We start from the raw sequence: 14,492 nt of genomic DNA on the forward strand, positions 1-14,492 counted from the left end.
CCTTAGTGCGCCTTTGTCTTCGGGCCCTTCGATCGACTTTCCATGACCTGTTTGGCTGCCCGGGACACCGCGGCAGGGATGTTGCGATCTCTCGTGATCCCCTGGAGGTCTCGATCGGTGAGACTCGAAATGCCCAGCCCGAGCGACACGCCGACCGGGGTTTTGGGGTTATGGAGGAGACTCAAGATCGCGAGCTTGTTCGCCCGGACGCGTCTCATGTTGGCAATTGCCCGGAGGACCTGATCGGAAACATCCCGCATTTGAGCGATCATGAGGATCTCGTCATCGGTCGTCCGTGGACTGTTCACCACCTCCAAGCCAATCATCTCGTTTTGGTCCTTGATGAGGATCATGCGGGCTTCCTTATTCCCCTTCTTGGCCAGCGCCAACTTCTGCCCGACGCTCATCTCTTTGATCATCTGGAAGAGAGATTTCTTTCGCTCCCGCTCGTCCTTTGTGCTTTCGTGTAAGGTCGCGTTCACTTTCCGCCGATCCGTCTCGCTGAGGGCGGGATTCTTGAGGAGAGCATGGCCCACGACGGGATTATGGAGGAGAAAGACTCGGTCGTCCGCAAGCTCGGCCGCCAGGGAAGACGACGCCCGCTCCGCCATGAAGATCATGGCGCCCAGGGGAGTTTGGGGATTGGCCAGGAGGGGCTTCCAAACCTCCTCGTCTTCGGGAAACTGAGCCGGCAGATTCTCGAGGACCCTGGACTCGCTCTTTTCCGATTGGGCGAGGCTGATGGCCTCTTCGCGGGATACTGTAGAGGGCGTCGGATTGGAGTCGCTCATAGCTCCACCGTGTTTGCAAGGATCGGGCCGACGGTCCCGATTAAAAGCCTCACCTCCTCATCCTGGACGGTCCGAAGATCGAGGAGGACCTTCTCTTCCTTGATCCGCCCCACCACGGCCGGATCTGTACGCCGCAGGGCGGCTTCGAGTCGGTGCGGGGGGTGCTGGGTCGATTGAAGCGCAACACAGTAAGTCGGGAGGCTCGCGGTGGGAAGCGCACCCCCTCCAACTTCCGACCGTTGCTCCTCCATCGTCACCCGGACTGATGGATGTGCCTGCGCTTGCAAGCCATCACGCACCCGCTCCGCCCGCTGGCGAATCTGTTCGAGGGGGCACGTGATCATCGCAAGAGTGGGAATGGTGGCGAGCCCTTTCTCCCCTTCGAGATACGCCCGGAGGGTGGCCTCGAGGGCTGCGAGCGAGAGCTTATCAATGCGGACGGCACGGGCCAGCGGGTTCTTCCGGAGGCGCTCGATCAGGGTCTTTCTCCCCACACATATTCCTGCCTGGGGTCCTCCGAGGAGTTTGTCCCCGCTGAAGGTGATCAGGTCCACACCCGTCTTCACAGCTTCTTGGACGGTTGGCTCCCCGGTGAGACCGAACGGGGTCAGATCAGTGAGGGCACCGCTCCCCATGTCCATCATTACCGGAACACCTCGCTGCCGACCTAACGTCACGAGTTCCAAGAGGGAGACCTCACTGGTGAAGCCGATGATGTGAAAGTTGCTGGGGTGGACCTTCAAGAGGAGGGCGGTCCTTTCCCCAATGGCCTCTTCGTAGTCTTTGGGGTGGGTCCGGTTGGTGGTCCCCACCTCTCGGAGGGTTCCGCCGGCTTTTCGCATCACGTCCGGGACCCGAAAGGAACCCCCGATCTCGATCAACTCCCCCCGAGAGACGATGACCTCTCGACCTTCGGCGATTGTGTTAATGCTCAAGAGGACCGCAGCGGCGTTGTTGTTGACCGTCAGGGCCGCTTCGGTACCGGTGAGGCGGGTGAAGAGCCCCTCCACGTGGAGCTGGCGCGAGCCCCTGGTCCCCTGCCCGAGATCGAATTCTAGGGTCGAGTAATGCTGCGCAACCTCTTGCACTCGGGCCTGGGCCTCGGGAGAAAGTGGGGCCCGGCCCAGGTTGGTATGCAGGATCACCCCGGTCGCATTGATCACGCGGCGTAAGCTTGGCCGGGCTCGGTGCAGGACCCTGAGGGATATTTCGCTGAGCAGGGTTGAGAGATCTGGCGGGGTGGTCTCTACCCCCTGACGTAGGAGGGCCAGGAGCTTCTGCCGGCATTCCTCCAGGGTCTCACGGACCGCTTCGACGACTAGCCATCGGGGATGCGCTTCAAGGATCCGCTGGACAACGGGCTCGTGGAGGACTTCGTCGACCGAGGGAATCTGTCGAAGGAGCAGACCCGGTTGCTGCTCAGGGGTAGCCATATACGGCCTCTTTGCAGGAAAATTGATCAGCCTTTCCATTACCATATTTTTCGGCCCCTTGCAACGCAAATTCCCGCGGGAACTGGAAAAACAAAAGCCACCTTCGGGTGGCTTTTGTTTAGGGTTGCCTCTGCCGACTACGTCAATTCCCGCACCGCTCCTGCGCGCCGGACCTGGTAACAGGGACGGCAATAGACCGGCCGATCGGGCATGGGTCTGAACGGAACGGTGGTCCGTTGACCGCACTGGGAGCAGACCGTCTCGAAAACCTCCCTCTGTCCTGCGGCTAGCCCACTCCCTCTCCTCATCGATTTACAACTCTTGCATCGTTTGGGCTCGTTGGTGAACCCCTTCTGGGCGAAAAACTCCTGTTCCCCCGCGGTGAAGGCAAACTGCTTCTCACAATCTATGCATGTCAAGATCTTATCCTGAAAGGCCATGATTCCCTCCTCGATTTACGATCGTGCCCCTGGGAGTCGTAAGCGGCAATGCATCTTCATGGTCCCATGGTCACCTCCTTGTTCTCGTTAACGTGGCACCCCGACGCGGGGGAAGATGAGTTCGTGTACCCGCTTGACCTGGGCTTGGGCGTACTGCCATGCTTCCTCTTTCCGCGTCCCTTCAGTGCGGTACGGCGGATCGGTGAGGGAGGTTTCTGTGCACCCGTGGCTCCGAAATCCGGGAAGGAAAGCGGCTGGGAGTTCTGGTGGGATCTCGATCCCGGTCATGAGAGCCCAGACCGCGGTCCAGGCTCGGGGGACATTGGCGAGAGAGTACCCGCCGCCCCCCAGGGCAAGCCACCGGGGAGCAATCTGCTTCAGCAACGTGGCTGCTCGGAGGAACCCCCCCATCGTCAAGCGGAGGTTGGACAGGGGATCGGCCCGATGGGCGTCGATCCCCAACTGGGTGACGACAATATCGGGACGAAAAGCCTCAAGGACGGAAGGAACCGTCTCCTCGAAGGCCCAGATAAAGATCTCGTCGTCGGTCTCTGGGGCGAGGGGGACGTTGACCGAATATCCCTCCCCTTTTCCGGTCCCGATTTCCTCCGGGAATCCGGTGCCGGGGAAGAGGGTGAGGCCCGTTTCATGGATAGAGACAGTAAGAACCTGATCCGTATCATAGAAGGCGTTTTGAACCCCGTCTCCATGGTGGGCGTCAATGTCGACGTAGGCCACTCGCAGTCCGCGGCTGGCCAGATAGCTGATCGCCACGGCGGCATCGTCGATGTAACAAAAGCCGGAGGCGCGGTTGGATGCCGCGTGGTGGAGACCTCCGGCGATATTGAACGCGCACGCGGTCTCCCCGGAGGCCAAGAGCCGGGCTGCGTGCACGGAGGCCCCGGCCGAAAGTGCTGACCACGTGTATAGACCCCGGAATATGGGGTTATCTGACGTGCCGAGGCCGAAGCGCCAGAGGTGGGGTTGGGGTAGCCCTTCATCCGCCACCCGTAGAGCCTCCAGATACTCTTTTGTATGGAAGCGGAGGAGGTCTTCTTCAGTGGCCGCCGTCACGTCTGCCAGGCGGACATGGGGAGGCTCAAAGAGGCCGTAAGCGTCGGCCAGGGCGTGGGTAAGCTTCAGGCGGCCAATCTTCATAGGGTGGGTTGGGCCGTAATCAAACTCCCCGTACTTTGGGGTGTAGAAAAAAACCGCCTGAGTCGAGCTGGTCATCTCGTGGTGCCTTTGGGGATGGGGCTTCTCGGTGAGAAGATGTCAGGCCTTTTCGCCGGCGCGGCGGTATTGGCCGCTCCTTCCTCCACGCTTGGAGACGAGTCGAATGTTCTCGATGGTCATCCCTTTGTCCACCGCCTTGCACATATCGTAGATGGTCAAGGCGGCGACGGAGACTGCGGTGAGCGCCTCCATTTCGGCCCCGGTCTTGCCATTCACCTTCACCCGGGACTCAATCTCGATCATCCCGCGCTTCGCGTGGGGGCTAAAGGTGACCTCTGCCGACGTGATGAGAAGGGGATGGCAAAGCGGGATGAGACGATCGACTCCTTTCGCAGCCATGATCCCGGCGACGCGGGCTACGGACAAGACATCTCCTTTGGGAATCGATTTCTCGAGAATCATCCGGAGGGTTTGGGATTTCAGATGGATGGCGCCTCGGGCTATCGCCTCACGGTCGGTATCAGCCTTTTCGCTGATATCCACCATCCTGGCTCGGCCCAGAGGATCCAGATGGGATAACGGTTGCATTTTGGGCCTGTATATGTTGCCGCATGATGGTGTACATTTCGTCCTTGATGCTGAGTTTCATCTTTTGCAGCTCTTTGCGCTTGCGTTCCTGGTCGCTGGTCAGGTAGTAGACCCGATCGAACTCCATGATTTTCTGATCAAAGTCGCGGTGTTTTTCGGCGAGGCGGCGGAATTCGGAATCTTCCTCCTTCAGCCGCGCAAAGAGGTGCGCCTCCGTTTCATTCATATTTCACCCCCTTTCTTTTGGAAATAATAGTCCAATGTGAAAACGAGTGCTTGAGGCAGAGGGTAGAGAAACACGCGTGGGTAGGTGAAATCTGGAACGGCGGGAAAACAGATGCAAACCGACTCATATCCCCTAAGGAATCTATAGCAACTAGATTAAACAGTAACTTAGCCGAACCTTCCTGGAAAGTCAAGGAGAAAAATCCTTGCCCGCCTTACTTGAGGGGCCCTGCTTGCCACGGGATCTCAGGCCCCTCCTGGGCCGGCCTGGAGCCCCTAGAGGCCTAGCGGCGAGCCGCCCGCTTTAGGCTTGAGTATTGCAACCTTTGCCACGTAGAGTAGGCAGACTACCTTGAATGAGATTGAGTAGGAAAGGGTGCGATAAGGTGAAACCCGAAGATGATTCAGATTCTCTCAAAAAGGAAGGAGCGCCTTGGGGCTTCTGGACCACCACGGGTTTTTCTCTCGTCATCGGGGGGACCTTCTTCGGCGTTCAGGCTCTCGTGTTAGGCGTGTTCGCGGGGATCGCGCTGTCCAGCAACCCCGATCTGGCTGTCGCAGCAATTGTTTCGGACCTCCGATCGAACGGTTTCTTCCTGGCTGTTGCCACATGCGTCTCCTCGCCCGTCTGTATCGCCCTAACAATATTGTTCGTACGGATGAAAAGAGGCTGGTCCGTTCGAGAGTATCTAGCCCTGAGAAGGATAGAACGAGCGGTTCTTCTCAAGTGGCTGGGATTTGCGCTTTTGCTCGCAGCTTTCTCTGACGTTCTCACTGTGCTGATGGGACGCGAGATCGTTCCGGACTTTGTGGCTCGGGCCTATGAGACGGCTTCATTTCTGCCGCTGCTGTGGATTGCCCTCGTTGTAGCGGCTCCGGCCTTCGAAGAGGTATTTTTCCGTGGGTTCTTATTCCAGGGACTTCAACGTTCTTGGGCAGGGCCGATCGGCGCTGTCATCTTGACTTCCATCATTTTCGGCATCATCCATTTTCAGTATGACGCCTATGGGATGGCGACGGCTTCGGCAATTGGCTTATTACTGGGAACCGCACGGCTAAAAACAGCGTCAATTTATCCAGCCGTTGTGATGCATTCGATGATCAACTTCATAGCGGTCGTCGAGGCCGCGGTCTTGTGAATCCCTCCTCAGGATTTCCGTCGATCGATAGGCGTACTCGAAACGAAATGCGTCGAAATCAGTCCCTTTTGGAAGTGAGTCAAGGAACCGATGCGTGCTGGTCGCGAGACATCCGGCTAGAGGGGCTTGACGGAGGTGCTTTTGAAGGTGATGTAGACCGGGTCACCGACGGTGAGCCCAAGCTCCTGGAGAGACTGGTGGGTCAGGCGGATAGTGAATGACTCCCCGGCCACCACCGCGACGTCGAGCACCCCTTTCGTGCGCTCCTCGATCCGTGTCAGGCGTCCCTGAAAGACATTGCGGGCGCTGGACTGAAGTGGCTGTCGTGACAGCAGAATCTCATCGGAACCGATAGAGATGTGCCCGGTGTTGGACAGTCCCGGGGGTACGGCGATGCGTATCCTGCCAGTGTCAAACCATGAGGTTTCCCTGTCAGTGAGCGGGCGGCCGGCAAAGAGGTTTTCATAGGGGGATGGGGATAGGCGGCCGTCTGTCAGGACTACTATCTCGTGGGCCAGTCGGTGGGCCAGGCGGGGGTCGTGCGTGCTGAAGATCAAAGTCCCCCCCCTTTTCTCGATTTCACCGAATACCTCTTCCAAGGCTTTGGTGGTCATCTGGTCCACATTAGCCAGGGGTTCATCGAGGAGGAGAACCTCCGGATTCAAGGCCAACGCCCTGGCAATGGCCACGCGCTTTAGCTCTCCGCCAGAGAGCTCTCGAGCCCTCCGCTTCATGAGATCAAGGCAGCCCACGACCGTTAAAGCCTGCATCACCGCTTGCAGGATGTCCGCCTTGGGGACACGGCGCGCCTTGAGGCCGAAGGCGACGTTCTCGAAAACTGTCGTATCAAAGAGCAGCGGGGTCTGATGAAGGAGGCAGACCTTATGACGAAGCAGCGCGACATTCTCGGGCGTAACCTGCGCACCCCCGTAGGCCAAACTCCCGTGCGCGGGGTTTATCAGTCCCGCGAGCACCTTGAGGAGCGTCGTCTTGCCCGCCCCGTTCGGACCCATCACGGCAGTGATCGAACCAGGCCTGATGGCGAGGCTCTCGATCGCTAGAACGTGTCGGTCCCCAAACTTGACGTCCACGTCCTGAAGCACGAAGGGCATCCGTGTCTCCTAAGCTTTCGGGACCAGCACTCGGAGGCTGATGTTGGTCATGAGGGAGAGCAGAATAAGAATCAAGCCGAGGGCGATGGCAAAGGCAAATTCTCCCTTGCCTGTCTCCAGGGCAATCGCGGTGGCCAACGTTCGCGAGTAGCGGCGGATGTTTCCTCCGACAATGAGAGCGGATCCCACTTCTGCAACTACGCGGGCGAAACCTGCCAAGATCGCAGCTACAACCGCGTACCGGGCCTCTAGGACGACCCTGCGAGCGGCTCCTGAGCGGGATGCGCCCAATGTGAGTGCCGTCTCTCGGACTCTCGGATCCACGCCTCTGAGGGCGGCGATGGTCAGGGCCGCCACAATGGGGGTGGCGAGGATAAACTCTCCGATAACAATGGCGGTCGGGGTGAATAGCAAGTCTAGTCGCCCCAGCGGGCCTTGGCGGGACAAGAAGGCAAACACCGAGAGGCCGACCACCACGGTGGGCAGAGCCATCAGGGTGTTCACAAGGGTGATCACGCTCTCCTTGCCTGGGAAAGATCCCTCCGTGAGCAGCACCGCCAAAGGTATCCCAGCCGCTGAAGCCAGGAGGGTTGCCCCCAGGGAGATCTGCAGCGTAAGCCAGGTGATTTGGTAGACCTCGGGGTTGAAGGTGATAATGAGGATACCCGCTTGCACCAGACCTTCCCAGAGATAATCCATGGCTGTTTCACCTATGCGGAATCGCCGCGGGAGTAAAGAGCGGTCGGCCGAATTCCTCCGTGCCGAATATTGCGATAACTTCCTGACCCTCGGGAGAAGTCAGCCAGCCGATGAGGAGCATGGCACCGAGGTAGTTGACGTGCGGGTGCCTTTCCGGGTTTGTTGCGATTACGTGATAGGGATTGAACAGAGCAGGATCCCCCTCTACGAGAACCGCGAGGTCGAGCTTCTGGCGAAAGGACAGAAAGGTTCCGCGGTCGGTAAGGGTGTAAGCCCGCTTCTGGTCCGCGATGATAAGCACCGCGCCCATTCCGCGCCCTGACTCCAAGTACCACGGGAGTGACGGGCTGAGACCTGTTTTTCCCCAAAGGTTGAGCTCCTTGATGTGTGTCCCGGACCGGTCGCCGCGCGAGATGAACAGATTCTTGGTCTGGGCAATCCTCTGGAAGGCGCTCTTGGCATCTGGTGCGTTCTTGATCCCGGCCGGATCATGCGGAGGGCCGACGATGACAAAGTCGTTATACATGACGTAACGGCGATTCACCCCAAAACCCTGCTTCATAAACTGTTCCTCGAGTTCGGGAGCATGCACTAAGGTGACATCCACGTCCCCCCCCTCGGCCAACTTCAAGGCCTTGCCCGTCCCCACGGGAATCACATCCACTTGGAGCCCAAATCGAGCCTCAAAAGGTGGAATCAGCGCAACAAGGAGGCCAGAATTTTCCGTGCTGGTGGTGGTTGAGAGACGGAGTCGCTTTTCGGCCGCCGACGCCTCCACGACGGCTAGGAGTAGTAGAACGCCGATGAGGAGTCCGGAAAAAGCCAGGGCCCGGGTTCGTGTCACGGGGCATCCTTTTGCAAGGTGAGATCCGACACGAGGATCCGACCGGATTCAGAGGTTTCATATCCCCCGAGGGCTTCGACCTGGGTTCGGAACTCTCGCGAACCCACAACATCCAGGAGGGCCTGGACACGCCGGGAGAAGAAGCGCTCTTTGGCGATCAGAATGTCGAAACGTTCACGAATGAGAGGGCTATAGTCGAGGCCGAGGAGCCGAGCGGCCGTTTGTGTTGCGACCCCGACATCGGTCTCCCTTTGAAGAACCTTCAGGCCAACCTCCAGGTGGGTCGTGACATGAGTTTGGTATCCATTGATCTGGTGCGGATTGATCCCGAGCCGTGCAAGCTCCTGATCGAGATAGAGGCGTGTCCCTGATCCTTGCTGCCGGTTGATGATCCGGAGGCCGGGTCGGGCGAGGTCGGCCACAGCCCGAATACCCAGCGGGTTTCCAGGCCTCACGACCAGGCCTAGTTCGCGGTAAAACAGCAGGACAGCGACCGCTCCGGAGGGAAGAAGCTCGGGGAGGTATGGCAGATTGTACTCGCCGGTCAACGGGTCGAGCAAATGGGCCAAGGCGACGTCGGCCACTCCGTCCCGGATTGCCCTGATACCCTCTGTACTCCCGGTGGTGGCGAGGAATAGAGAGGTAGCGGTCAGGCGGCCTGTATAGAGTTCCCGGAGGATGCCGAGACTCGGGTCGTCACTGCCGGCGGCCAAAAGAAAGGACCTTTCGTCCTGCCTTTGCTTTCTTCCAAGTCCCCTGGCGCTCTCCTCGATCCACTGGTCTATGAGGTTCCTTGGAAAGATCCATTTGCCGGTCACCCGGGTGCATGGGATCTTTCGCCGCTTAGCCAGATAGTAGACCTTTTTCTCGTGGATCCCGAGATACTCCGCAACCTCTTTGGTGTTCATCAGCTGGCCCATTTCCGCCTCCTCGGTCATCCCATCAATAATGTTATTTGATGATAAAGTCAAGTATAATCACAAATAATTACAAATAATTCTAAAATATGACTAAATGAGGTCTTTACTAACTCCGAGCAAGTAACGACCCGGCGTGAAATTCTCCCTTCATGAGGCGGTAAGGCAGGCGGGGAGCGTTGTCGCATAGGGTTGGATGTGATATACGGAGTTTGCTCTATTCAGTGAGAAAATCCGAGGGCATGGCTGCATGGAGAAACATCGCTCATGGCCGATTTTTTTGGCCGAGAAATTGAGCGCCTCAAGCGCAAGGACTCGTACCGCTGGCTTCGGGGGATGGAGGGGGCGACCGGGCCCCGGATGCAGGTGGATGGTCGCGAGGTGATTGTGCTGTGTAGCAGCAACTACCTCGGCCTTGCCAACCACCCACGTCTCAAGACCGCCGCCATTGAGGCTACAGACCGCCTCGGAGTCTGCTCGGCGGCCTCTCGGCTCATCGCGGGCAATAATGAACTCTATCGCATGCTCGAGGAGCGGCTGGCTGCCTTTAAGGGCCGCGGAGCGGCGCTGGTCTATAGTACCGGCTACATGGCCAACTTGGGTGTGATCTCGGCACTGGTGGAAGAGGGAGATGTCGTTTATACCGACGCCCTAAGCCACGCGAGCACCATTGACGGTTGCCGTTTGAGTCGGGCGGCGGTGAAGATCTTTCCCCATAACGATCTCGACGCCCTCGAGGACTTGCTGAAGTCGGACAAAGGCTTCCGCCGGAAGCTTATCGTGGTGGATGGGGTCTACAGCATGGAGGGGGATCTCGCACCACTTCCGGATCTGACAAAGCTCGCCAAGAGCTACGATGCCCTGCTCATGCTGGACGATGCGCACGGGACCGGAGTCCTGGGTGAGCAAGGAGGCGGGACGTCGGAACACTTCGGCCTGAAGGGTCCTGACGCGGTAGACATCGAGATCGGGACCCTGGGGAAGGCTTTAGGGAGCTTTGGGGCCTACGTTGTGGGCAGCCGGGATCTGCGGGAATACCTTATCAATCGATCCCGGAGCTTCATCTTTACCTGCGCGCTGGCCCCTTCAGCCTTGGCTGCCTCGATTGCTGCCCTGGAAGTCTTGCAGCAAGAGCCGGGTCATCGGCAGCGACTCTGGGCAAACGTCCGCCATTTCCGAGAAAGTCTCCACCGCCTAGGCCTCTCGACGGAGCCGAGTGTGACCCACATCTTGCCTGTCATGACGTACGAGAGGCAGCGAACCATGGAATTGTGCGAGCGACTCCTCGAGCTTGGGATCTTCTGTCAGGGGATCCGTCCCCCCACCGTCCCTCCGGGGACCTGCCGGCTGCGCTTCACCGTCACCGCTGAGCACACCCGCGCCGATCTGGACCAGGCACTGGAGGCGATCGAGAAGGCCTTCCGCGAAGTTGCCCTCCTCTGAGGCGCCATTTTTTGCTTGTTTGGTGTATACAATTGGTGTATCTTTTTGGTGCAAGGAGGTGGTGTAGATGCGATTGTCCGTCACCGTAGAAAAGCAGCTACTTGAGAAGGCCATCCGTGTCAGCGGGGCGAAGACAAAGCGCGAGGCTATCGAGATGGGTCTCCGCGAGCTCCTCCGGCGCGCCAGCCGCGAACGGATGATCGAGCACGCCGGCAAGGTAGACCTGGGACTGACGCTAAAAGAGCTGCTCAAGCGCAGGCTTGAGGGATAGGGTGCCCGGACCCCACATTCTCATTGATAGCTCGGTGTGGATAGAGTATTACCGCCCTCGTGGTCCGAAGGCCCTGCAGGACCGAGTTCGGGAAGCGTTGGCTAGAGACGTGGTGGTTACAACAGGCATCATCGTAGTTGAGGTTCTGCAGGGGGCCAGGACCGAGGAGGCGTATGGTATCCTGTGGGACGACTTTTCCGGCCTCCGTTGGCTCGAACCGAGCCCCCAGGCTGTTCAGGACGCAGCTCGTTTGGGCTTCGAACTCCAGCGACGTGGCACGCCGGTTCCCGCCACCGACCTTTTGATCGCCTCTGTGGCCCTGCAACACGACTCTCATGTCTGGCACCGGGACGCCCACTTTGCCCGCATCGCCGCTCGCACCCCTCTTCAGGCCGAGTCGTTGTAGGATCTCGCCTCTCGTCTTGACAAACGGCCTGGCCGTGAAGGAGACACTGGCTAGGTGGCCGCGAGGTGTTTTGCACCATTGGAGGAAATGATGGGGGATAATTGAAAACGGAGCTTTGGCAAATTCCACCAGAGATATTGAGCCGCTACGAAAAGGCCGCTCTGGAAGCAGCCCGTTTTGAACGCTGGATGAAGGGTCCTGGTATGCACAGATGCCAGGCTTTACTGGCGTGTGGGCGAATAGCGATACCCAGGACGCCTGCCGTGAGGAACTACGGGAAGTCTTGAAGGAATGGCTGGCCTTGAAGCTTCAGGACAGGGATGATGTTATCCTCGTGTTGGCCGGGATTGACCTCCGCTCTATTGCCGCCTGATGCCCCTCCCCAGACAAACCCCGCCCCGCGAGCTGATCCGTAAATTTCGCGCTCTAGGCTTTGAAGGCCCGTACGGAGGCGGCAAGCATCGTTCATGGCCCTTTTTCTCCGTTGCCGGTTTCTATAGCGTGAGCGGGAGGCAAAAGGGGTGGGAGAAAGGTGCGCGAGGTTAATCGGTCTAATTTAGTAGAGCGGGAATCAGGTTCGGATGAGGCTGAGGTTGACGTGGGGGGAGCATCCCCAGTATCGTATCGCTAATTGAAGGTCCTCTGGTGCCGCCAGACAGGAGTGGTCCGTGATCTCCCCTTTTTCTCCTGGGCTGGTCTGAACCTCAGATACATCGGGATTCCACGGAGAGCGCCTTGCAGTTCCTTCCGGTTGCAGTAGACAAAAGTCACCTCATTACCATCGGCGAGCGCCTCTACTCGGAGAGCATCGAGCTGATCCGGGAGCTGGTCAACAACGCCTACGATGCTGACGCCACCGACGTCTGGGTCACGGTAAGCGAGGAGGCCATCCTGGTCGAGGATAACGGCACCGGAATGGACCTGGAGGGGCTGCGCCAGTATTTCCTGATCGGTTCGCAGGAGAAGCTCCAGAACCCGAAGTCGCCCCGCTTCGGTCGGGACCGGATCGGGCAGTTCGGGATCGGGAAATTCGCCACCCTGTCAGCCTGCCAGCGCTTCGAGGTAGTCACCCGGAAGGGAGAGTTCGCCGCCCGCGTGATCTTCGACAAAGAGGAATGGACGCGTCCCGGGGGGGAGTGGCGCCTCCCGCTGGAGACAACCCCTCCGGATCAGGCCCGGGGTGACGGGACTACCGTAAGGCTTCAGCACCTGACGCGCCGCTTCGACCCCGCCGAGGTGGAACGGCGGCTCATGGAGGGGGTGCCGCTCAAGGCCCCCCATTTTGCTGTCTTCCTCAATGGATCACGGGTTCGCCCAAAAAGCCTCGTCGGCCATCGACTCCCGATTCTTGAGGGCACTCCCTTCGGGCCGGTGCACGGGGAAGTGGCAATTCTCCCTGCCTCGGCTGCCTCTCGGGACGGACCGGGGATCGAAGTCAAGGTGAAGCAGGTCACCGTCCGCCGGGAGCTGTTCGGCGCCGAGCAGTGGGGGAAGGTCGTGGCCCGCCTCCGCGGCGAAGTGCATGCCGACTTTCTTCCGGTCACCAGCGACCGCTCCGGATTCGTTCTGGACTCTCCGGAGTATCAGGCCTTCGCGCACGTGATGCAGAGGGTCATGGGAGAGGTCCGCCAGGTGCTCGGCCGCCTGGCCGGTCAGCGAGAGCGGCGAGCCGCCTCCCGGGCGCTGAACGACGCCCTTGAACGGATCGCCCGCGCGCTCCTCAAGAACCCGGACTTTTCCCCGTTCGGGGCTCTTCCCGTGGGAGAGGGGAGCGGTGGGCCGGGTGGGGCCGCAGTGCAGCCTGGGCGTCGGCGAGGGGCTAGCCGGACCATCCAGGCCGGCGAGGCTGCGGCGTCTCGCACCAGGCGATCCCGAAAGAAGCCCCGCGTGAAGCGCCTGACCCCGGACGCCGTCGTGCGACGCCTCAAGATGGGGCACGCGGGAATGTCATGTTGCCTTGACCATTTTGGGGAAGACGGGCCCGAGTCCTTCAGCGAAGGGACTGTCGTGTACATCAACCGGGACCACCCTTTGTATCGGCGCGAGGCAAAAAAAGCGGATACCCACATCATGCATCTGGCCCGACTCTTGACCCAGGAGATGGCGCTGATGAAAGATCCGAGGCACCCGCGCCAGGCCTTCGAGAGGCAATCCAAGCTGCTCCGGGATGCCTTCATTGAGAGCTAGAGGGCCAATGGCTGTGCGCCGTTCCTCCCGGGACCTGCCGGCTCCGCTTCACCGTCACCGCTGAGCACACCCGCGCCGATCTGGACCAGGCCCTCGCAGCGATTGAGCAGACCTTCCGCGAATTCGCCCTCCTCTAAGCCTGTAATTTTCGCTTGCTTTGGTACCCCCTCATTCTCATTGATAACGCCCACTTTGTCCGCATCGCCGCTCGCAAAGATTGCCTCCGACGCGGCATCAAAGGTCAGTGAAGGAATCGGGTTGCAGACTAGGATCTACCCCGGCTGGGTGGGAGAAGGGACCGGTTTCTATCTTGCCAAGGCGTCCGTGTATGGCACCGCGGGGAAGAATCTGGCGCTTGTGACAGTTGATACCGACGGAACGAACCGGCGAAGCCACCAAGCAACCATTGAGGTTGAAGTGGCAAGGAAAGCGAAATAAATGGCGCCCTCAAATTTGGCCTACCCATGTCGCAGCGGCGACCTCGGCCCAGCGGGCGCGAATTTTCTGGAATTGTTCCGCCGGCAGTGGGCCAGCCGCCAGCATCGCGGCATTCTCAGCCCATCGGCCCGGTTTCGTTGTGCCGACAATTGCGGTGTGTACGCCGGAAACGCTCACCGTGAAGCGCAGAGCCGTCGCGACGGCATTCTTCATGTCAACGCGCAGGAAATCGTAGTCGAGTTCCCGAAATCGTTCCCAATAGGTGTGGTAGTAGTCGTCCTCTGGTTTCCTTTTCGACTTCCAGACGGCGTTGGCGATGGGCCGTTTGGCGATCACACCGATGTGGCGCTCTCGAGCAAGAGGTAAGATAAGGTCGAATGCTT

The 14,492-nt window shown here is 59.4% G+C and carries 18 protein-coding genes; 7 read left to right on the forward strand and 11 right to left on the reverse strand.

Annotated features, from left to right (window positions below):
* Positions 1–2: 2 nt before the first annotated feature.
* From O6929_05895 to O6929_05920, 6 genes are all read right to left on the reverse strand, one after another.
* Positions 3–791, reverse strand: coding sequence for a hypothetical protein (locus O6929_05895; protein MCZ6479918.1), 789 nt, complete (start codon positions 789–791; stop codon positions 3–5).
* The gene (gene selA, locus O6929_05900; protein MCZ6479919.1) at positions 788–2,224 is read right to left on the reverse strand and encodes an L-seryl-tRNA(Sec) selenium transferase; all 1,437 of its coding nucleotides are present in this window, start codon (positions 2,222–2,224) and stop codon (positions 788–790) included. The genes O6929_05895 and selA overlap by 4 nt, the downstream gene beginning before the upstream one ends.
* Positions 2,225–2,361: 137 nt before the next feature.
* Positions 2,362–2,664: a zinc-ribbon domain containing protein gene (locus O6929_05905; GenBank protein ID MCZ6479920.1), complete on the reverse strand. Its 303-nt coding sequence runs from the start codon at positions 2,662–2,664 to the stop codon at positions 2,362–2,364.
* An 87-nt stretch (positions 2,665–2,751) separates the two neighbouring features.
* Complete coding sequence (locus O6929_05910; protein ID MCZ6479921.1) at positions 2,752–3,897, reverse strand: acetoin utilization protein AcuC; 1,146 nt, start codon at positions 3,895–3,897, stop codon at positions 2,752–2,754.
* A 42-nt stretch (positions 3,898–3,939) separates the two neighbouring features.
* Complete coding sequence (gene moaC, locus O6929_05915; protein MCZ6479922.1) at positions 3,940–4,428, reverse strand: cyclic pyranopterin monophosphate synthase MoaC; 489 nt, start codon at positions 4,426–4,428, stop codon at positions 3,940–3,942.
* Positions 4,361–4,654, reverse strand: coding sequence for a YdcH family protein (locus O6929_05920; GenBank protein ID MCZ6479923.1), 294 nt, complete (start codon positions 4,652–4,654; stop codon positions 4,361–4,363). The genes moaC and O6929_05920 overlap by 68 nt, the downstream gene beginning before the upstream one ends.
* 385 nt (positions 4,655–5,039) lie before the next feature.
* On the opposite strand from O6929_05920, the gene O6929_05925 reads away from it, so the two are divergent.
* Positions 5,040–5,792: a CPBP family intramembrane metalloprotease gene (locus tag O6929_05925; protein MCZ6479924.1), complete on the forward strand. Its 753-nt coding sequence runs from the start codon at positions 5,040–5,042 to the stop codon at positions 5,790–5,792.
* 116 nt (positions 5,793–5,908) lie between these two features.
* Here O6929_05925 and O6929_05930 read toward each other — a convergent pair whose 3' ends face one another.
* Genes O6929_05930 through O6929_05945 form a run of 4 tightly spaced genes read right to left on the reverse strand, consistent with a single transcriptional unit; the run spans position 5,909 to position 9,367 of the window.
* Entirely contained in the window at positions 5,909–6,904 is a 996-nt protein-coding gene (locus O6929_05930; protein ID MCZ6479925.1) for an ATP-binding cassette domain-containing protein, read from the reverse strand.
* A gap of 9 nt (positions 6,905–6,913) precedes the next feature.
* Positions 6,914–7,603, reverse strand: coding sequence for an ABC transporter permease (locus O6929_05935; protein MCZ6479926.1), 690 nt, complete (start codon positions 7,601–7,603; stop codon positions 6,914–6,916).
* 7 nt (positions 7,604–7,610) lie between these two features.
* A complete protein-coding gene (locus O6929_05940; GenBank protein ID MCZ6479927.1) occupies positions 7,611–8,447 on the reverse strand; it encodes a substrate-binding domain-containing protein in 837 nt (278 codons plus the stop codon).
* Positions 8,444–9,367: a helix-turn-helix domain-containing protein gene (locus O6929_05945; protein ID MCZ6479928.1), complete on the reverse strand. Its 924-nt coding sequence runs from the start codon at positions 9,365–9,367 to the stop codon at positions 8,444–8,446. Before O6929_05945 ends, O6929_05940 begins: the two co-directional genes overlap by 4 nt.
* A 264-nt stretch (positions 9,368–9,631) precedes the next feature.
* On the opposite strand from O6929_05945, the gene bioF reads away from it, so the two are divergent.
* The 6 genes from bioF (at position 9,632) to O6929_05975 (ending at position 14,109) form a co-directional block, all read left to right on the forward strand.
* Positions 9,632–10,807 carry an 8-amino-7-oxononanoate synthase gene (gene bioF, locus O6929_05950; GenBank protein ID MCZ6479929.1) on the forward strand — a complete coding sequence of 392 codons (1,176 nt, stop codon included), beginning with the start codon at positions 9,632–9,634 and terminating at the stop codon, positions 10,805–10,807.
* 67 nt (positions 10,808–10,874) lie between these two features.
* Positions 10,875–11,078: a type II toxin-antitoxin system VapB family antitoxin gene (locus O6929_05955; GenBank protein MCZ6479930.1), complete on the forward strand. Its 204-nt coding sequence runs from the start codon at positions 10,875–10,877 to the stop codon at positions 11,076–11,078.
* 1 nt (position 11,079) lies between these two features.
* Positions 11,080–11,484, forward strand: coding sequence for a PIN domain-containing protein (locus O6929_05960; protein ID MCZ6479931.1), 405 nt, complete (start codon positions 11,080–11,082; stop codon positions 11,482–11,484).
* A 211-nt stretch (positions 11,485–11,695) separates the two neighbouring features.
* Positions 11,696–11,857 (forward strand): hypothetical protein, encoded by a 162-nt coding sequence (locus O6929_05965; GenBank protein MCZ6479932.1) that lies wholly within the window; start codon positions 11,696–11,698, stop codon positions 11,855–11,857.
* Positions 11,858–12,219: 362 nt separating this feature from the next.
* Complete coding sequence (locus O6929_05970; GenBank protein MCZ6479933.1) at positions 12,220–13,671, forward strand: ATP-binding protein; 1,452 nt, start codon at positions 12,220–12,222, stop codon at positions 13,669–13,671.
* Positions 13,672–13,929: 258 nt separating this feature from the next.
* Positions 13,930–14,109 (forward strand): hypothetical protein, encoded by a 180-nt coding sequence (locus O6929_05975; GenBank protein ID MCZ6479934.1) that lies wholly within the window; start codon positions 13,930–13,932, stop codon positions 14,107–14,109.
* Positions 14,110–14,118: 9 nt separating this feature from the next.
* On the opposite strand, the gene O6929_05980 is transcribed toward O6929_05975, so the two are convergent.
* A partial coding sequence (locus O6929_05980) for an aldo/keto reductase (protein ID MCZ6479935.1) occupies positions 14,119–14,492 on the reverse strand: 374 nt, incomplete at its 5' end.

The sequence above is a fragment of the Candidatus Methylomirabilota bacterium genome, from assembly GCA_027293415.1.
Lineage (GTDB): Bacteria > Methylomirabilota > Methylomirabilia > Methylomirabilales > CSP1-5 > CSP1-5.